The sequence below is a fragment of the Streptomyces sp. NBC_01508 genome (assembly GCF_045040315.1).
Taxonomy (GTDB): domain Bacteria; phylum Actinomycetota; class Actinomycetes; order Streptomycetales; family Streptomycetaceae; genus Streptomyces.
Genome location: NZ_CP109419.1, coordinates 4,897,462 through 4,916,259, shown reverse-complemented (window position 1 = coordinate 4,916,259; position 18,798 = coordinate 4,897,462). Strand labels below are relative to the sequence as shown.

Genomic DNA, 18,798 nt, shown 5'->3' with positions numbered 1-18,798 from the left:
GATGTAGGCCCTCGTCGCTGGGGCGAACCGGCGATGGGGGCCGCTTTGCGCTCACGGTACAGCAGCACGCGGGCACACAGAGTCACTTCGCGCGAGGGCGTCCAGGGTCCCCAGCCGTTGTCAGACCCCCCCTCCTAAGATCGTCGCCATGAATCTACGGGGACGCATTGTCGTGCTGTACGGCGACTTCGACACCATCGGGAAGAACGAGGCGGTGCGCCAACTCCGCTCGCTCGGTGCGCAATTGACGGACGAGGTGACCGATGAGACCGACCTCATCTTCCTCTCCGGCTTTGAACGGGGGCCCATCCCCCGCACCGAAAAAATGCTCGCCACGCCCTTTTTCAACGAGGACGCGCTGGCAGCCATGCTGGAACGCACCCAGCGCACCCAGCGCACGCAAGGCACCCAGCACACAGCGCACACGGACACTGGCGAGGACTCGCCACCGTTCCTGTCCCCGGCGGCCCTCGCCGACGCGGCCGACCCGGCTGCCCTGGCCGCCCTCCTGGACGGCGCCGACTGGTCCGCCTTCGCACCGGAACGTGATCTGCCGCCGCTGCGTGCCCGCCTCACCGAGCTGGAGCGCACCGACGGCGTCACCGACGCCCACCGCGCGGCCACCCGGCGCGTGCGCGACTCGGACGAGGCGACGCTGCTCCACCCGTACGGCCACGAAGGGGAGATCGTCGGCCACGCGTTGAGTCCGGACGGCCGCTATCTCGCCACCGGCAGTTGGGTGTCCGACGACTACGACGAGGGAGGTGCCCTCCAGATCTGGGAGGTCGCCACCGGACGGTGCGTCAACACCGTGCGCTGGATCGACGGCGGCATCGGCTGGCCCGACTACAGCCGCACGATTCAGTGGTCCGCCGACTCCACCCGGCTCGCCATGGCTTACCGCACCAACTCGGTGGGGGTCTGGAACCCCGCCGGGGGCGACAGTGAACCGATCGCGTCGATCGACGTGTCGGACGGCAATTCCCGCCCGTCGGAATTCGCGCTCGCCCCCGACGGCCGGGACGTCTACTCCCACAGCACCACGAACGGCGAGGGTGGACTCCAGGGGTGCCTTGTCCCGCTCGATCGTGGTGAGTTGTTCTGGCTGCCCAACCACGTGGAGACCGACCACCCGTACACCTTGACCCAAGAACTCCCCGAGGTGGTGCGCGAGAAGTTCGAGTCGATCGCGGAACGCGACTACCGCGACTGCGAGGTCGGGCAGTGGATCAATGGTCCGGTCTGGTCGCCCGACGGCAGTCGTCTGTACGGCACCAACGCCATCGCCGTGGACGCCGAGACCCGCCGGGTGATCTGGTACGCGCCCGCCAGGATCGCCCGGTTCAGCCCGGACGGCGACCGCGTCGCCACCGTCACCTCCCGCGGTCTGTTCCTCCGCGACGCGGCCGACGGCCGGATACGGTGCGGCCCCTTCGCCCTGGGCAAGCCGTGCTCCCTGCACTGGGCCACCGGGCCGGGGAACCGGCTGGCCGTCCTCACGCCCGGCTCGGACACCGCCCCGCCCGCGGTCCACATCTTCGACGGCGACCTTCATGTCGGCACCACCGCGATCTCGCATCCGGAGTGGGCGGACGGCCAGCGGTGGACCGGTGACCGCAACGCCTGGGCCTGGTCCCCCGGAGGGGACCGCGCCGCCGTTCTGACCAGCGAGGCCACCAGCGAGGCCACCAGCGAGGCCACCGGCGAGGCCGGCGGCGAGGCCACCGTCGAAGTCTGGTCCTTCGCCGACCCCGCCCGCGCCCGGCGGCTGTGGACCCTGCCCGCCGCCGAGGACCACGCGGTGCACTGGGGCGCGGACGACACCCTCGTGCTGATCGGCGACACCAGGGTCCGGTTCGTCGCGGCCGGCACCGCCGAGCCCGTGGGTGACTTCATCTTCCAGCGCGTACCGGAGGGGCCACGCCCGGTCGAGGGCGAGGTCGCCGCGGAGTACGTCGGCGAGACCGAGCTGGGCAAGCAGGTCTTCGCCCTCGACGACCGCACCTGGGCGATGACGCTGAATCCGGGCACCGTCATCGCGCCGCCCGGCAGCGAGGACGCCCTGGCCGCCGTCCTCAGCTGGGCGGTCGGCCGCCGCCACGCCTGGCCCGTGCGGTGGGGCGAACTCCAGCTGCTGCCGGACGCGTTGACCGCCGCCGATCGCCTCGACTCCGAGGACGGCCAGATACTCCGTGACTACCGCGAGGACTTGGCGGAGCAGGCCGCCGCCGGCGAGCCCGCGCCGTGGCCGCCGCCGAACACCGCGGGTATCGACGACCTGTACAGGGCGGCGCGCCATACGGTCGCCCATCTCGACAGCGACCGCTGGGGATTCGCCATCGGTCCGTACTACCGGGCCGCCGCCCGGCTGCGCGCCCGGCACGGCTCGGCCGAGGCGGCGTTGGCGCTGGTCGATGACATACCCGACGTGCCCGACCGGCTCGCGGGGGCGTCCGACATCGCCGTGATCCTGGCCCGCGCCGGGCAGTCGGAGACGGCCCGCCGGGCGTTCGACCACGCCGAACGCCTGGTGGCCGCGGTCGGCGGGAAGGAGATGAACGCCGACACGCTCTCCTCGTTCGCCGCCGCCTGCCAGGCCCTGGGCGACCAGGCCCGCGCCGAGGACTGGTTCCGGCGCGCCCGCGCGGCCATCACCGTCGAGCCCAACGCGTGGCAGGACCATGTGGCGGTCCTGCACGCGATGGTGGAGTGCGGGCGCGAGGACCTGGCGCGCGAGGTACTGGCCGACCGGCAGAGCCATCCGCACGCCGGCTACGTCTCCGAGGCGGAGTGGCTGGTGTATCTGGTGCGCACCGGGCGCCTCGACCTGGCCCGCGAATTCCAGGCGCTGCCCGGCTGGGAAGTCCCCTACGAGGTACTGACCGCGCTCGCCGAGGCCGGCCGGCCGGACCTGCTGGAGGAGTGGGGAGACCACAACTGGTCGGTCGGCGAAGACGTGTTGGCGCGGGCCGACGTGGCCGCCGCCGCCGGCACCCCACCGGTCCGGCCGCTGACACCGAGCGCCGGGGACATCGAGGAGTTGGCGGAGGCGTACGCGGAGATACAGCGCACCCCGCACGCCCACCGGCAGCACCCCATCGAGCTGCTGGTCCGGCGCGCCGCCGCGTGCGGGCATCTCTCGGCCGTACTGGACCTGCTCGAACTGCTCCCGGAGAACGGCGAGTTCCACGGCCGCCCCAGCTCCGCGTTCGAGGCGCTGTGGCTGGCCCTCACGGGGTTCAGCCGCCCGCCGTGGTGACCGACGGCGCCTGAGCGCCAGCCCCCGTCGTCGGCCCCCGTCGTCTGCGACCGGCCGGCGACGGGGGAAGATCCATGGCTCGGCTCTGATCCGGTCCTTCGCGAAGGATGACAAGCATGACGCACAGCGACGAGCAACACGGCGAGCACACCATCGCGGACGACCGCGTGAGTCCTCCCCACCTCGGCACCGAGCGCGAGACCCTGCGCGCCTTCCTCGACCACCACCGTGCGACCCTCGCCATGAAGTGCGCCGGACTGAGCGACGACGAGCTGCGGCGGCAGTCGACGGCGCCCTCGGCGCTGTCCCTGCTCGGGCTCGTACGGCACCTGGCCGAGGTCGAACGGGCCTGGTTCCGGCGGGTGTTCGAGGAGAACGACGCGCCGATGCTGTGGTCGCCCCCGGGCGTGATCGACTTCCAGGCGGCGTACGACGCGAGCGCGTCGACCCGGTCCGAGGCCTTCACCGCGTGGGAGGCCGAGGTCGAGAACTCGCGGCGCGTCGAACGGGCCGCCGAATCGCTGGATCTGACGGGCCGTCAGCCCCGGTGGGACGAGGACGTGTCGCTGCGGATGGCGATGGTGCACGTACTGCTGGAGTACGGCCGCCACAGCGGCCACGCGGACCTGCTGCGCGAGGGCATCGACGGGAGCGTGGGTGCGTAGCGGCGATCCGGATCAGCGGCCCAGCCGCCCCCGCACCATGCCCGTCAGCGCGGTCAGTTCCGGCAGCCGCAACAGGCGCGCCACGGCCAGGAAGACGCACAGCAGTACCGTCCCGCCCGCCGCCAGCGACAGCAGCGAGGCGACCGCGCCACTGCCCAGTGCGCGGGTGAGCGCGTACGCCACCGCGCCCGCCGCGAGGGCCGCCGGGGCCGAGGCCGTGATCAGGCGGGCGTAGGTGCGCAGCACGCGGGCGCCGTCCAGGTCGTCGCCGAGGCGCTTGCGCAGGCGGCGCCAGGCGATGCCGACCCCGAAGGCGTAGCCGAGGCCGTACGACGCGGCCATGCCGACCACCGCCCAGCGCGGCGGGAGGACGGCGAAGCAGAGCGCGGAGGCGGCGGCGTTGACCAGGGCGACAACGAGGGTGTTGTAGAAGGGGGTTCGGGTGTCCTCGTACGCGTAGAAGCCGCGCAGCACCACGTACTGCACCGAGTACGGGATGAGGCCGAGCCCGAAGGCCATCAGCGCGTAGCCGATACCCCGCGCGCCCTCGGCGCCGGACCCCGCGTAGAGCAGCGTGGCCATCGGAACCCCCAGCGCCAGGAAGGCGAACGCGCACGGCACGATCGCGACGGCCGACGTCCGCAGGCCGTACGAGATGTCGTCGCGCACCGCCGCCGTGTCGCCGTCGACGGCGGAGCGGGAGATCCGCGGGAGGACGGCCGTCATGACGGAGACGGTGATGATGGCCTGCGGCATCTGCCACAGCAGCAGGGCGTAGTTGTACGCGGTGATACCGGTCCCGGTGAACCCGGCGCGCTCGGCCGCCGCGCCCGCCTTGGTGGCGAGCTGGGTGACGACGACCATGCCGAGCTGGTTGGCGAGCACGAACAGCAGCGTCCACTTGGCGAGGCCCATGGCCTTGCCGAGCCCGTGGCCCCGGAAGTCGAAGCGCGGGCGGAGGCGGAAGCCGGCGTCGCGCAGATACGGCAGCATGGCGAGCGCCTGCACGGCGAGCCCGAGCAACGTACCGATACCGAGGAGCCGGACGCCTTCGGGGGTGACGGTGGCGGGGGTCACGCCGGAGCCGGTGAAACCGCCGAAGGCCCAGATGAAACCGCCGAACGCCGCGATGATGACTACGTTGTTGAGGACCGGGGTCCACATCATGGCGCCGAAGCGTCCGCGTGCGTTGAGGATCTGGCCGAGGACGACGTGGGCGCCCATGAAGAAGAGGGTCGGCAGGCAGTAGCGGGCGAAGGCCACGGTGACGGCCATACGTTGCGGGTCGTCCGCGATCTCCGGGGACAACAGGTTCACCAGGAGCGGCGCGGCGACGATACAGAGCGCGGTGACGGCGCCGAGGGCCACCATCACGAGGGTGAGCAGGCGGTTGGCGTACGCCTCGCCCCCGTCGTCGTCCCGCTTCATGGCGCGCACGAGCTGCGGCACGAAGACGGCGTTGAGCGCGCCGCCGCCGACGAGGACGTAGATCATGGTGGGCAGGACGTTGGCGACCTGGTACGAGTCGTTGAGGGTCCCGACGCCGATGGCGGCGGCCATGACAAGGGTGCGGGCGAAGCCGGTGACACGCGAGACGATGGTGCCGGCGGCCATGAGCGCGCTGGACTTGCCGAGACCGGCGGACCCGGCGGGCGCGCCGGGCGCCGACCCGCCGGCCGCGGGGGTGGACGCGGGCGGAGCCTGGTGGGGAGCCCCGGACGGCAGTCTCAAGGTCACGGTGTCGTTGTCGTGCGGCGCGCTCATCCGCACACTCTTTCACCTGCGCGGGATCGGGAGTTACGGAGTTCGGGGGGATGGAACGGTGGACGAGAGCCTTCAGGACGGGCCCCGCCCCGTCGTACGGATCGGGGACACCGTCCACCGGCCGGTGCAGCCCTGGACCCCCGCCGTGCCCACGCTGCTGCGTCATCTGGAGGCGGTCGCGCGACTGGACACCAGCGCCCTGGTACGCCAACTCGCCGTCCGGGGACTGGAACCGCGGGCCACCTGGGTCGCCGAAGGGCATCTGACGGAACTGGCCGACCGGGTCGAGTGGTGCCGGGCGCACCGGCGTCTCTTCAAGTGACCCGGGGCCGAGCCCGGCGGCGGCCGGTGGCCCCGAGCAGCCCGTCACACGTACCGCGCGTACTCGTCCAGCGCCCCCAGTACCTCCGCCGCGCCGCCCGAAGGGAGTTGGAGCACCGCCTCCGTCACGCCCAGGTCCGCGTAGTGGGTCAGTTTGCCCGGGGAGGGGCGGACGGCGTACGGGACGATCTGGAGTGATTCCGGTGAACGGCCCGCGCTCGCCCAGGACTTGCGCAGAGCCGGGATCGACTCCGCGAGGCCCCGGCCGCCGATCGGGAGCCAGCCGTCCGCCTGTTCGGCGATCCGGGCGAAGAGTCTGGGGCCCGCCGCGCCGCCGACCAGGGTGCGTGGGGCGCCGTTCGCGGGCTTCGGGTGGGCCTCGCTCGGGCGTACGGAGGCGAACTCGCCCTCGTACGCGGTTGGTTCGGGCGCCCACAGCGCGCGCATCAGGGCCAGCCGGTCCCAGCCGAGGGTGCGCCGGGTGGTCCACTCGACGCCGTGGTCCGCCGCCTCCTCCTTGTTCCAGCCGAAGCCGAGCCCGAGGGTGAACCGGCCGCCCGACAGATGGTCGAGCGTCGCGATCTGCTTGGCGAGGTCGATCGGGTCGTGCTGGGCGATGAGGGTGATGCCGGTGGCGAGCCCGAGGCGGTCGGTGACCGCCGCCGCCTGGGCGAGCGCGACGAAGGGGTCGAGGGTACGGCCGTACTCGCGCGGCAGGTCGCCGCCCGCCGGGTACGGGGTGGCCCGCTCGACCGGGATGTGGGTGTGCTCGGGCAGGTAGAGCCCGGCGAAGCCACGCTCCTCAAGCTCCCGTGCGAGCCGCACGGGTGTGATCGTCTCGTCCGTGAGGAAGATGGTCGTCGCGATCCGCATGCGGGGTTCTCTTTTCGACTCGGGAGGGGTCGGGAGGGGTGGGGTTGGCGGCGGGCGGCGTTCAAACCTATGCCCGGGCCGGCCGGACTGATGCGGATCGGTCCCGAAGCGTGTCGGGCGGCGCATCCACCGGCAATGTGCGCACCACCTGTCGGCCCCCTTCCCTTGCGCGGCCGTTCACGGCTCAATACCAGGGTTCGAGTGCACCACTCCTGTCCCTCTCGACACTCCTGGGGAGCCGCCGGCATGTGCAACGACCACACGGAACACGCGATGGGCAGACGCGGTCTGCTCGTGACCGGGGCCGCCGCCGCCCTTACGTTGGGCAGCGTGAGCTTCGCGAGCGCCGCGCCCAGCGGTGGCCAAGAGGGCCAAGAAGGCCAAAAGACCAGAACCGTACGGGGCACCCTGCCCACCGGCTCGCCCGACTTCGTCTACCTCCCGGTCGAGGTGCCGCGCGGCGTGCGGGAGATCCGCGTCGCGTACAGCTACGAGCGGCCCACCGTCCCGGCCGGCACCCAGGGCAACGCTCTCGACATCGGCGTCTTCGACGAGCGCGGCACCGAGCTGGGCGGGGACGGGTTCCGGGGCTGGTCGGGCGGCGCGCGTACGGAGTTCTTCATCCGCGCCGACGAGGCGACCCCCGGCTATCTGGCGGGCCCGGTGCGGTCCGGGACGTGGCACATCGCGCTGGGCCCGTACACCGTCGCGCCCGAGGGGCTGGCGTACGAGGTCACGATCACCCTCACGTACGGTTCCCCCGGCCGCACCCCGCGCCCGGTCCACCCGCCCGAGCGGGCCAAGGGGCGCGGGCGCGCCTGGTACCGGGGCGACTGTCATCTGCACTCCGTGCACTCCGACGGCAGGCGCACCCCCGCCGAGATCGCGGCGGGCGCGCGGGCCGCCGGGCTGGACTTCATCAACACCAGCGAGCACAACACCTCCTCCGCGCACGGCGCGTGGGAGGGGCTGTGGGGCGACGACCTGCTCATCCTCACCGGCGAGGAGATCACCACCCGTAACGGCCATGTCGTCGCCATCGGTATGGACGCGGGCACGTTCGTCGACTGGCGCTACCGGGCCCGTGACAACCGCTTCGGGCACTACGCACGCGAGGTGCGGCGCGCGGGCGGTCTTGTCGTGCCCGCGCATCCGCACGCCACCTGCATCGGCTGCAACTGGAAGTTCGGCTTCGGGGACGCCGACGCGGTCGAGGTGTGGAACGGTCCCTTCACCCCGGAGGACGAGGTGGCCCTGGCCTCCTGGGACAACACCCTTGTCTCGGCGGCTCGTTCGGGACGGCCGTGGACCCCGGCGATGGGCAGCAGCGACGCGCACCGCGACCCCGACCCGATCGGCACCCCGCAGACGGTCGTCCTCGCCGACGAGCTGTCCCGCGAGGCGATCCTGGCGGGCATCCGGGCGGGCCGCAGCTATGTCGCGGAGTCGGCGGCGGTGTCCCTGACCTTCGGCGCGTCGGGCGGTCGCGGCCTGCACGCGGGCATCGGCGAGCGGCTGAAGGTGGCCGACGACGACCCGGTGACGGTATGGCTGGAGGTTACCGGCGCCCCGGCGGGCAGCTCGGTGCGCATCGTCACCGACCAGGGGACGCTGCACACGGCCGCGCTCCCGGAGTCGGGCACGGGCACGGTTCAGTGGCGTACGACGGCCGAGTACGCGACGTACGTACGCGCGGAGGTACGCCGCCCGCCGGCGGTCCCGGGCGTGCCCGGCCTGCCGGGGCCGTTCGTCGCGCTCACCAACCCGGTCTTCCTCGGGCGGGCCGAGCGGGGTTCGTGACGTAGGGCGGCGCGGGCGACTCCCGCGCCGCCACCACCCGCACGACCGCACGCCCGCCCGCGGGGACGTCGGCCGCCACCGGCGTCCCCGCCCCATGTCAACATGACCCGCCCCTGAGGGACCGGAACTTGGCGGCAGCTCCCGGTACTCCCGGTGGTCCCGGCCGGCCGCCCGGTAGCCCTTTCCATCCAGCCGCCGCCAGCGGATTTACCCGGAGGGGTCGCGTCCTTTACCGTGTCGAGGGCTTGTGCAGACCCCCGCCCGAGGCTGACGCCGCCACTCCGGACAAGGCAGACTGTCGGGGGCGATACCGGCAGTTCGGGGGCAGGGGGAGCTATGGACCGTGACAGCGGGCCGCGCGTACCGGAGCAGCGAGCTCCGGCCACACCGGACAAGACACCGAACAAGACACTGGGCAGCATCACACCGAGCACCACACGGAGCAGCGCGCCGAACACCGCACCGAACATCCCGCCCGACGCCGCGCAGGCCGACGCCGCCCCGCCCGGCGCCCCGGACCTCTCCGGCGCGCTGCGCTTCAGTGTGCTCGGGCCGGTGCGGACCTGGCGTGGCGGCGAGTTGCTGCCGTCCGGTTCGCCGCAGCAGCGCGCGCTGCTCGCCGCCCTGCTCCTGCGTGACGGCCGTACCGCCACCGCCGGGGAGCTGATCGACGGCATCTGGGGCGAGACGCCGCCGCCGCAGGCGCTCGCCACCGTACGGACGTACGCCTCCCGGCTGCGCAAGGCCCTCTCCCCCGGTGTCCTGGTCAGCGAGTCCGGCGGCTACGCGCTGCACACCCGGCCCGACGCCCTGGATCTGAGCATGGCGCGGGAGTTGGCCGCCGTCGCGGAGAAGGAGCGGGCGGCGGGGAACCGGCAGCAGGCCCGCCTACTGATCAACAAGGCGCTGGGTCTCTGGGACGGGGAGCCGCTGGCGTCCGTGCCGGGTCCGTACGCGGAGAACGAGCGCGCCCGGCTCGACGAGTGGCGCCTCCAGCTCGTCGAGGGCCGGCTGGACATCGACCTGGAGCTGGGCCGGCACGCGGAGGCCGTCTCCGAACTCACCGCGCTGACCGCCGAGCACCCGCTGCGCGAGCGGCTGCGCGAACAGCTGATGCTGGCCCTCTACCGCAGCGGCCGGCAGGCCGAGGCGCTGGCCGTGTACGCGGACACGCACCGCCTCCTCGCCGACGAGCTGGGCGTGGACCCGCGTCCCGAACTCGCCAGGCTCCAGCACCGCATCCTCCAGGCGGACGCCGAGCTGGCCCGCCCTGCGGAGGAGACCGCACCGGTCGCCACCTTCACCCGGCCCGCCCAACTGCCCGCCACCGTACCGGACTTCACCGGACGGGCGCTGTTCGTCGGGCAGTTGGGGCGCCGGCTCGCCAGCGCCGAGGGGTCGGTGATGGCGGTCTCCGCGCTCGCCGGTATCGGCGGCGTCGGCAAGACGACGCTCGCCGTGCATGTCGCGCACGCGGCCCGACCGCGCTTCCCCGACGGCCAGTTGTACGTGGACCTCCAGGGCGCCGGTGCGCGCTACGCCGAACCGGAGGCGGTGCTCGGCTCGTTCCTGCGGGCGCTCGGTACGCCCGACTCGGCGATCCCGGACTCGCTGGACGACCGCTCCGCGCTGTACCGCTCGGCGCTGGACGGCCGCCGCGTGCTGATCCTGCTCGACAACGCCCGCGACGCCGCGCAGGTACGCCCGCTGCTGCCCGGTACGGAGGGCTGCGCCGCGCTCGTCACGAGCCGGGTCCGGATGGTCGATCTGGAGGGCGCCCATCTGGTCGACCTGGACGTGATGTCGCCGGAGGAAGCGCTCCAGCTGTTCACCCGTATCGTCGGCCAGGAGCGCGTCACCTCCGAGCGCGAGGCGGCGCTGGACGTGGTCGCCGCCTGCGGTTTCCTGCCGCTCGCCATCCGGATCGCCGCCTCCCGGCTGGCCTCGCGCCGCACCTGGACGGTCTCGGTGCTGGCGGCGAAGCTCGCCGACGAGCGCCGGCGGCTGGACGAACTCCAGGCGGGCGACCTGGCGGTGAAGGCGACCTTCGAGCTGGGTTACGGCCAGTTGGAGCCCGCCCAGGCCCGCGCGTTCCGGCTGCTGGGGCTGGCGGACGGTCCGGACATCTCGCTGGCGGCGGCCGCCGCCGTACTCGATCTGCCGCCGCACGACACCGAGGATCTGCTGGAGTCCCTGGTGGACACCTCCCTGGTCGAGTCGGCGGCGCCCGGCCGCTACCGCTACCACGACCTCGTACGGCTCTACGCGCGTGCCTGCGCCGACCGCGACGAACAGCCGCGCACCGGGATCGACGCGGCGCTCTCCCGGCTGCTGGACTTCTATCTGGCGACGGCGGCGCGGGTGTACACGATCGAGCGGCCGGGCGACCGCCTCCAGGACCATCTGGAGCCGACGGAGTACGAGGGCCTGGTCTTCACCGACCGGCACGAGGCGCAGGACTGGCTGTACGCGGAGGCCGACTGCCTGCTGGCGTGCGCCCGGCAGGCGGCGGGCGGGTCGCGGCTGCGGGGCGCCGTCGATCTGCTGTGGGCCGCGCAGGACCTGGCGGAGTCGGGCGCCAACTCCAAGTCGTACGAGGCGGCGGCCCGTTCGGCGCTCGCGGCGGCACGCGCGGCCGGCGACGCCCGTACGGAGGGCCGCGCCCGGACCTCGATGACCAACGTCCATCTGGTGGCGGGCCGTTACGAGGAGGCGGACGACGAGGCCCGGCAGGCGGCGGCGCTGGCCCAGTCCGTACGGGACCCGGCGCCGGTCTACTGGTCGGACAACGACCGGGGCATCATCGCCCTCGGCCAGGGACGCTTCAAGGACGCCGAGGCGCATCTGCTGAAGGCGAGGGAGGGCTCCCGCGCGGACGGCAACCGCCCCGGCGAGGCGAGCGCCCTGTGCAACCTCTCGCGTATCCAGCACTCCCTGGGCCGTACGTCCCAGGCCATAGCGCTGGCCGAACAGGGCGTCGAGGTCTACGACAGCATCGGGCACACGCTGCGGCTGTCCAACGCCCGCTTCGCGCTGGGGATCGCGCTCACGCACGCCGGGCGGCACCGGGAGGCGCTGGAGCAACTGGCCCAGGCGCTTGAGGGGTTCGAGACGAACCGGCAGCGACTGTGGGAGGGCACGACCCACTTCCGTATCTCACAGGCCCATCTCGCGGCCCGCCGCGCCGCGTCGGCCGCGCAGCACGCCGAGCAGGCGCTCGCGATCGGCTGCATCGGCGGCGACCGGACCCGGGCCAACGTCCTGATCACCCTCGGCAAGGCGCTGGACAGCCTGGGGCAGGCGGACCGCGCCCGGGCGTGCTGGCGCGAGGCGCTGTCGCTGCACGAGGGGTCGGGCGCGGCGGAGGCCGAGGAGGTACGGGAACTGCTCGACGCCCCGCTCAGCGCGGCGTAGGGGCGGACCCCAGGGGTACGCGCAGGGGCAGACGTAGGGGTACGCGTAGAGGTGAGGGAGCCGGAGCGCGAGTGGGGCGTGGGGCGCCCGGGGTGCCCGGCCTGGGCGTTCATCGAATGTTTATGCTCTTTCGGCATGCTCCAGTGCATTCGGTCCGTCGCCTCGGGGGGCAGACGGGTCGCTTGGGACCAGATCGCCTCAGCGGGGGTGAGCGGTCCCCCAGGCCTTCTGCCCGGCGACTTCGGGGGAGTATCCGGGCAGAAGGCCGCCTTCGGTCCGAGTAGGGCAATCCCAAGGGGGAGTAGATGAACAGCAGCGAGAAGAAGAACCCGGAAGAGATCACCACGCAGGGCGACCACCACGCGCCCGCGCCTCCGAAGGGCAACGCCACCACCCAGGGCGACCACCACGCACCGGCGCCGCCGAAGGGCAACGCCACGACGCAGGGCGACCACCACGCGCCCGCGCCGCCCAAGTAGTACCGGGCGCAGGCCCGCAAGGACCGGGCGGCGGTCGCGGCGGCGGGGGAGGGGAGCTGCCGCGACCGCGCTCCACGGGGGTACGGGGGCGGGGTACGGGGGAACAGAGGGACGACGGCGGTCGGGACCGTTCAGGGGGCCCCGCCTGCCGTCGTCTCGCTGTGTGCTGGGTGTTCTCCGCGTGTGCGCCGCGCCGCCGCAGCCGGGGTCAGCCGGAGTCAGACGGTCGTACGGGTCGCGTCGACGACCTCGCACTGGCCGCCGGCGTCGCCACCGTCTCCGGCGGTGTCCGCGGCGGTGACGTTGACGGACTCGGTGGAGCCCGCCGTGATGTCGGAGAGGCTGCCGGGGCCGCTCGCGAGCGTGATGCCCGAGGCGTCGGTGAATTCGACCGTGAAGGTGTAGTCGTAGGTCTCGCCGTCCGTGTTGGAGGCGGTGACCTCGGCGCTGAACCCGGCGGTCTCGTCGTACTCGCACGCCTCGATCGTCAGATCCCTGGCGGCGTCGGCCTTGCTGCCGCCCGTCACGGAGCCCCCGGTGGTGGAGGAGCCCGACGTGCCCGACGCGCCGCCGCTGTCCGAGTCGCTGCTGCTGGAGCTGGAGCTGGAGCTGGAGCAGCCGCCGCCGGAGCCGCGGGCGCCGGTCAGCGCGACGACGGCGATACCGAAGATGGCTATGGCACGAACATGTCGAATTTTCACTTCAACCCCCGTTGAAAATGGTGCGGTTGGTCACCGTTGATGCCCTTTTGTCGAGTGCATGTCACCCTAGCAGGCGCGAGGGGTGCTCGGTTACGGGACCAAATCTGGCGGCCCCCGGTTCCCCGGCGTAGCGTCGGAATTTGGAAGCTGTGCCCTGCGCGCTCATCCAAGGAGGCCGACGATGGTCCGCAACATCATCGGGTCGGTCCTCGCCGTCATCGGCGCCGCGGCGGCGGTGGCGAGCCCGTTCCAGGCCTGGTACGACGGCCGGCACGGCCGCGACTACCGCGTCGAGGACCTGTTCAACGGCATCACCGGCACCAGCTCCGACCTGTGGGTCTCACTCCTGCTCCCGCTGGCCTTCGCCGCCCTGGTCACCCTGATCGGACTGGTGCTGCGCTCGCGGCTGCTGGTGGCGCTGTCCGGTTTGATCGTGCTCGGCTTCACCGTCCTGTGGATGGTGCGCCAGGGGCAGGATGCCGGGGATCTCACACTCACCAGCGACGGGACCGGGCTCGGTCTCGGCGTCGCCTGCGCCTCCGGTGGCGGGGTGCTGCTGCTGATCGCGGCGGCGGTGATGAGCGGCCGCAGGCACCGCGGGCGTGGCAGAGGGGGCGGTGGTGGCCATCGGTACGCCGGAGACGGCCGGGAGCGGGAACGGGACCGGGAGCGGGACCACTCCACGTACGACCGCGACTACCGGTACGGCGACGAGCAGCCGCCCGTACAACCGCCGCCCGTACAACCGCCGGGGAGCGGCAGCACCGAGCAGCACGTCTGGAGGCCCGAGCCGCGGACCTGGGACACCAGGGAACAGCCGTCGGAACCGCCTCCGCCGGACGACACCACCCGCCGCCCGCACGGGACTTGACCGGGCGGGGCCTGGTTTGACGGGGGGACGGGGGGGACGGGGGCGGGCCGGTCAGCGGGCGCCGCGGCCGGTCGCCGTGCCCTTGATCGCGTCCAGCGCGTACACACAGCGGTCCTTGCTGCACGCGTACACCACTCCCCCGCGCGCCACCGGTGACCCCGTGATCTCGCCGCCCGTCGCCAGCTTCCAGCGGAGCTGTCCGCCGCCCGCGTCCAGCGTGTAGAGGACATGGTCGGCCGAGCCGAAGTGCAGCCTGCCGTCGGCCACGACGGGCGCGCCGACGACCTCGCCGCCCGCCGCGAAGCGCCACTTGGGCGTGCCGGCCACCGCGTCCAGCGTGTACAGCGCGCTGCCGCTGCCCACGTGCACGTTCCCGGCGGTGACCAGGACCGGTTCGAGGGACTGGCGGGCCTCGGTGGCGATGCGCCAGCGGTCCTTGCCGGTGGTGGCGTCCAGGGCGTACACCGTGCCGAGGTAGTCGGCGAGGTACACGCCGCCGCCGGTGACGGCCGGCCCCGGCGCGAAGGCGGGCGGTGAGAGGAAGACGGCGGGCGCCTCGAAGTGCCAGCGCACATGGCCGTTCGCGATGTCGATGGAGAGCACGCGGGTACCGGCCGAGACGTACACGTACCCGTCGGACGCGGGAACCAGCCGGATCGGCACGCCGCCGCAGGACGCGCCGTCGCCGATGGGATACGACCAGCGCTCGCTGCCGGTGCGCGCGTCGAGCGCCCTGAGCCGGGCGTTCTGCCACACGTACACCGTGCCGTCGAAGATCGCGGGTCCGGCCTCCGGTGTCTCGAAATCGGTCTGGGCGCCGCTGACTTCCCACAGCTTCTCGCCGTTGGACGCCTCCCACGCCTGAACGCCGCCGCCGCGCGTACCGGTGACGACGGTGCCCCGGTCGGTCTTGAGCGAGTACACCCAGGCGTCGGTCTGGAGCCGCCAGCGCTCGGAGCCGTCCGTGCCGTCGAGCGCGTAGAGCGTCGGACCGTCGGAGGCGTGGATACGGCCTCCGGAGACGGCCATCGCCCACGCCACGTCGCGGGTCTTGAACTGCCGCCGCCCGCTGCCCACATCCAGGGCGTGCACCTCGAACGACGTGACGTAGAGCAGATCGCCGTCGACGACGGGGGTGCCCCAGACGTCGTTCGACATGCGGAAGCGCCAGGGCCGCCAGCGGCCCGGCGCGCCGCCGTCGGGGACGGGGACGGGCGGCGGCGCGGGCATCGGCGGTACGGCGGGGGCCTGGACGGCGCCGACGGGCAGCACCGCGCCGTTCGGCCCGACCGGGGGCCGGATCCAGCCGGTGGCCGGTCCGGCGTCGACGGCGGCCGCCGCCGCGGCGCCGCGGCCGTCGGCGACGCGGGGGCCGGGGCCGATCGGCACCGGGGAGCCGGAGAGCCTGACCGGGCCGCCGGGGGCCGCCCCGTGCGGTGCGGGGACGGCGGGCACCCGGCCGCCACCCGGACCGGCGCCGGGACCGCCTTGGCCGCCCGGACCGGCCTGGCCGGCGCCCTGGCCTTCGCCGTCGCGGCGCCACGCGGCGTCCCAGTCGGGCGAGCGCGGGGGCTGCGGCGGGTGGTGCGAGGGCGGCGGCGGCACCGGCGGGCGGGCGGCGGCGGCAGCCGCCGCGTTGATACGCCCGCCGCCACGGCGTTCCTCGATCATCTCGGTCGCGGACGCGGGCAGCCAGGCCGAAGCCGTACCGCTGTCGTCACTGCCCGACGCGAACAGGTGCGGGGCGAGCTGCGACTGGAGGTCGGCGGGCGACGGGCGCTGGGCGGCGTCCATCTGCATGCACGACTCGATGAGCGTGCGCAGGTCGTCGGACAGCCCCTCCAGATTCGGCCCCTCACGCAGCAGCATGAAGACCGTCTCGACGGGGTTGGCGCCGTGGAAGGGCGCGTGCCCGGTGGCGGCGAAGACGAGGGTGGAGCCGAGCGAGAAGACATCGCTCGCGCCCGTGACGCTGCGGGAGTCGCGCGCCTGCTCGGGCGACATGTACGCGGGGGTGCCGACGGCCACATTGGTCATGGTCAGCCGGGTGTTGGAGACACCGGAGGCGATACCGAAGTCGATGACGCGCGGCCCGTCCTCCACCACCAGCACGTTCGACGGCTTGAGGTCCCGGTGGACCAGGCCCTCGCCGTGGATGGACTGGAGCGCCTCGGCGATACCGGCGGCCAGCCAGCGCACACCCTGGACCGGCATCGGCCCGCACCGGTTGACCATCTCTTCGAGCGAGGGCGCCGGCACGTAGGCGGTGGCCAGCCAGGGCACGGCGGCCCGGGGGTCGGCGTCCACCACGGCGGCCGTGTAGAAGCCGCTGACCGCGCGGGCGGCCTCCACCTCGCGCGTGAACCGGACGCGGAACAGCTGGTCCTCGGCGAGCTCGGTCCGCACCGTCTTGATCGCCACGCGCCGGCCCGAGGCCGAGCGCGCGAGATAGACGAGCCCCATACCGCCCGCTCCGAGGCGTCCGAGCACCTCGAAGGGCCCGATACGTCTCGGATCGTGCTGCGTCAGCTGCTCCACTTGCCTGCCACCTCCCCGTACGGGCCACAAAGGTACGGCCCCCTGCACCCTGATTCTTCCTGTCTGGCTCGATGGTTGCGAACCCGGGGGCGGATCGGGGTGTCTCACCCCGTTTCGGACAGGAAACGAGCGAACGACCTCGTACGGGGTGAGTTTCACGCCCGTACGAGTCTTGACGCGTACGGACCAACGGGGGTTGCCCAGCCACCGGAGCCGGACAGGATCTACGCGGCCTCCGGCTCCGCCAGGATCGCGAAGACCGCGCCCTGGTCGTCCGCGACGACGGCGATCCGGCCGTACGGGGTGTCGGCGGCGGACTCCCTGACCCGGCCGCCCAGCCGTACGGCCTCGGCGACCGTCTCGTCGCAGTCGGCCACGGAGAAGTAAACGAGGAAATGCCCCGGCATCTCCTTGGGAAATGCGTCGGTGATGACACTTCGCCCACCGATGGCGCTGTCACTCCCCGGCTCGGAACCCGCCGGGGACCAGGTGCGGTAATCGACCGGTTCGCCCGGCACGTCCTTGCCGACGAAGCCGAATACCGACTCGTAGAAGAGGTCGACGCTCTCCTCGTCCCTCGTATAGACCTCTGTCCAGCAGAAAGATCCGGGCTCGCCCTGCTTTTCGAAGCCGGAGTGCGCCCCGGGCTGCCAGAGGCCGAAGACCGCGCCGCCGGGATCGACTCCCTGCGCCATCGTGCCGTACGGCCCCACGGCTGTCGGATCCTTCACCATTCCGCCGCCGGCCTCCTTGATTCGGGCACTGAGCGCGGCGGCGTCCGATGTCGCGAAATAGACGCCCCAGGCGGTCGGCATACGCCCGTCCTGCTTCGCGGCGAGGGCGGCGACGCGCTTTCCGTCACTGAATGCATTCGTGTAGTGCCCGTATGCCGCACCGCCGTCCGCACCGAATGTCCAGCCGAACAGCTCGCCGTAGAAACGCTTGCCCGCCGGGACGTCGGGAAGCGACACATCCACCCAGCACGGGGCGCCTTCCGCGAATGCGGCCATGAGCCCGGATCCTTCCTCCATGTGCGCACCGCCCGAGCGGTGCCGCTTCCAGCCACGCTAATGGCGCATTTCGCCGGACGCAGGGCGGACAAATCGAACAACTGACCAATTGTCCCCCAGTGAGGACCTGTGCGCACTGGGTTGTCCACCAAAGTTGTCCACAGGCTGTTGATAACACTATTCCTGGCCACGACCGCCCTGAGATGCCTCTTCGGACCCTTGTGGACCTCTTACGACGCCTTACGACGCCTTACGTGGTCTTACGACCCCGGTGATCAGCGGCCGGTTCCCCATTTGCAGTCGGCCGAATCGCGCTCCGATCCCCCCTCGGTAAGCTGACGGCATGACAGGACAAGTACGTACCGTCGACGGCCGCGTGGCCGGTCGGCGCGGCCAGGCGACGCGGCAGAAGCTGCTCGACTGCCTCAGCGAGATGCTCAGCACCTCGCCGTATCGGGACGTCAAAGTCATCGACGTGGCCCGGAAGGCAGGCACTTCACCCGCGACCTTCTATCAGTACTTCCCGGACGTCGAGGGCGCTGTCCTTGAGATCGCCGAGGAAATGGCCAAGGAGGGCGCCGGATTGACCGAACTGGTCTCCGACCGCTCCTGGGCAGGTAAAGCAGGACGCCGGACGGCGGATGAACTCGTAGAGGGATTCCTCGACTTCTGGCGCAAGAACGACGCGATCCTCAGGGTCGTCGATCTCGGCGCGGCCGAGGGCGACAAGCGGTTCTACAAGATCCGCATGAAGATCCTGAGTTCGGTCACCCACTCCCTTACGGATTCCGTGAAGGAGCTCCAGTCCAAAGGCAGGGTCGACAAGGACGTCAACCCCGCCGCGATGGCCGGTTCGCTGGTCGTCATGCTCGCGGCGGTGGCCGCGCACCAGAAGGGCTTCCAGACCTGGGGTGTGAAGCAGGCCGAACTGAAGCCGAATCTGGCGCTGTTGGTCCATCTGGGCATCACGGGCAAGAAGCCGGCGAAGTAACGTTGCATCTCCCTCCGTCCTGTCACGCCGGCGGCGGATCAGTGAGCTGATCCACCGCCGGCGCTCCCGTCCCACGGGCGCCCCACGGGCACCTCACGGACGTCTCACCGAC

13 protein-coding genes are annotated in these 18,798 nt (G+C 72.4%); 8 read left to right on the top strand and 5 right to left on the bottom strand.

Features of this window, described 5'->3' with window-relative positions; translation table 11 throughout:
• The first annotated feature begins 148 nt into the window (after positions 1 to 148).
• Together OG700_RS22955 and OG700_RS22950 are read left to right on the top strand one after the other, a co-directional pair.
• Positions 149 to 3,259 (top strand): hypothetical protein, encoded by a 3,111-nt coding sequence (locus OG700_RS22955; protein ID WP_405616460.1) that lies wholly within the window; start codon positions 149 to 151, stop codon positions 3,257 to 3,259.
• Between the two features lie 116 nt (positions 3,260 to 3,375).
• Positions 3,376 to 3,924, top strand: a complete 549-nt coding sequence (locus tag OG700_RS22950; RefSeq protein WP_405616458.1) for a DinB family protein — start codon at positions 3,376 to 3,378, stop codon at positions 3,922 to 3,924.
• Between the two features lie 12 nt (positions 3,925 to 3,936).
• On the opposite strand, the gene murJ is transcribed toward OG700_RS22950, so the two are convergent.
• Positions 3,937 to 5,688, bottom strand: coding sequence for a murein biosynthesis integral membrane protein MurJ (gene murJ, locus OG700_RS22945; RefSeq protein ID WP_405616456.1), 1,752 nt, complete (start codon positions 5,686 to 5,688; stop codon positions 3,937 to 3,939).
• 58 nt (positions 5,689 to 5,746) lie between these two features.
• On the opposite strand from murJ, the gene OG700_RS22940 reads away from it, so the two are divergent.
• The gene (locus tag OG700_RS22940) at positions 5,747 to 6,010 is read left to right on the top strand and encodes a hypothetical protein (protein ID WP_405616454.1); all 264 of its coding nucleotides are present in this window, start codon (positions 5,747 to 5,749) and stop codon (positions 6,008 to 6,010) included.
• A 44-nt stretch (positions 6,011 to 6,054) separates the two neighbouring features.
• On the opposite strand, the gene OG700_RS22935 is transcribed toward OG700_RS22940, so the two are convergent.
• On the bottom strand, positions 6,055 to 6,882 hold the full coding sequence (locus tag OG700_RS22935; protein WP_405616452.1) for an LLM class F420-dependent oxidoreductase: 828 nt from the start codon (positions 6,880 to 6,882) through the stop codon (positions 6,055 to 6,057).
• A gap of 246 nt (positions 6,883 to 7,128) precedes the next feature.
• On the opposite strand from OG700_RS22935, the gene OG700_RS22930 reads away from it, so the two are divergent.
• From OG700_RS22930 to OG700_RS22920, 3 genes are all read left to right on the top strand, one after another.
• Positions 7,129 to 8,682, top strand: coding sequence for a CehA/McbA family metallohydrolase (locus OG700_RS22930; protein ID WP_405616450.1), 1,554 nt, complete (start codon positions 7,129 to 7,131; stop codon positions 8,680 to 8,682).
• A 336-nt stretch (positions 8,683 to 9,018) separates the two neighbouring features.
• A complete protein-coding gene (locus OG700_RS22925; protein ID WP_405616448.1) occupies positions 9,019 to 12,096 on the top strand; it encodes an AfsR/SARP family transcriptional regulator in 3,078 nt (1,025 codons plus the stop codon).
• A 305-nt stretch (positions 12,097 to 12,401) separates the two neighbouring features.
• A complete protein-coding gene (locus OG700_RS22920; protein WP_405616445.1) occupies positions 12,402 to 12,575 on the top strand; it encodes a sigma-like protein in 174 nt (57 codons plus the stop codon).
• Between the two features lie 218 nt (positions 12,576 to 12,793).
• Here OG700_RS22920 and OG700_RS22915 read toward each other — a convergent pair whose 3' ends face one another.
• Complete coding sequence (locus OG700_RS22915; protein ID WP_405616443.1) at positions 12,794 to 13,276, bottom strand: hypothetical protein; 483 nt, start codon at positions 13,274 to 13,276, stop codon at positions 12,794 to 12,796.
• 181 nt (positions 13,277 to 13,457) lie between these two features.
• Here OG700_RS22915 and OG700_RS22910 point away from each other — a divergent pair, with 181 nt between their 5' ends.
• Positions 13,458 to 14,147 (top strand): hypothetical protein, encoded by a 690-nt coding sequence (locus OG700_RS22910; protein ID WP_405616441.1) that lies wholly within the window; start codon positions 13,458 to 13,460, stop codon positions 14,145 to 14,147.
• A gap of 51 nt (positions 14,148 to 14,198) precedes the next feature.
• Here the strand turns inward: OG700_RS22910 and OG700_RS22905 are convergent, their stop codons facing one another.
• Together OG700_RS22905 and OG700_RS22900 are read right to left on the bottom strand one after the other, a co-directional pair.
• Positions 14,199 to 16,685, bottom strand: a complete 2,487-nt coding sequence (locus tag OG700_RS22905; protein WP_405616439.1) for a serine/threonine-protein kinase — start codon at positions 16,683 to 16,685, stop codon at positions 14,199 to 14,201.
• Positions 16,686 to 16,909: 224 nt separating this feature from the next.
• The gene (locus OG700_RS22900; RefSeq protein ID WP_405616437.1) at positions 16,910 to 17,695 is read right to left on the bottom strand and encodes a VOC family protein; all 786 of its coding nucleotides are present in this window, start codon (positions 17,693 to 17,695) and stop codon (positions 16,910 to 16,912) included.
• Between the two features lie 343 nt (positions 17,696 to 18,038).
• Here OG700_RS22900 and OG700_RS22895 point away from each other — a divergent pair, with 343 nt between their 5' ends.
• Positions 18,039 to 18,686, top strand: coding sequence for a TetR family transcriptional regulator (locus OG700_RS22895; RefSeq protein WP_405616435.1), 648 nt, complete (start codon positions 18,039 to 18,041; stop codon positions 18,684 to 18,686).
• Positions 18,687 to 18,798: the final 112 nt, after the last annotated feature.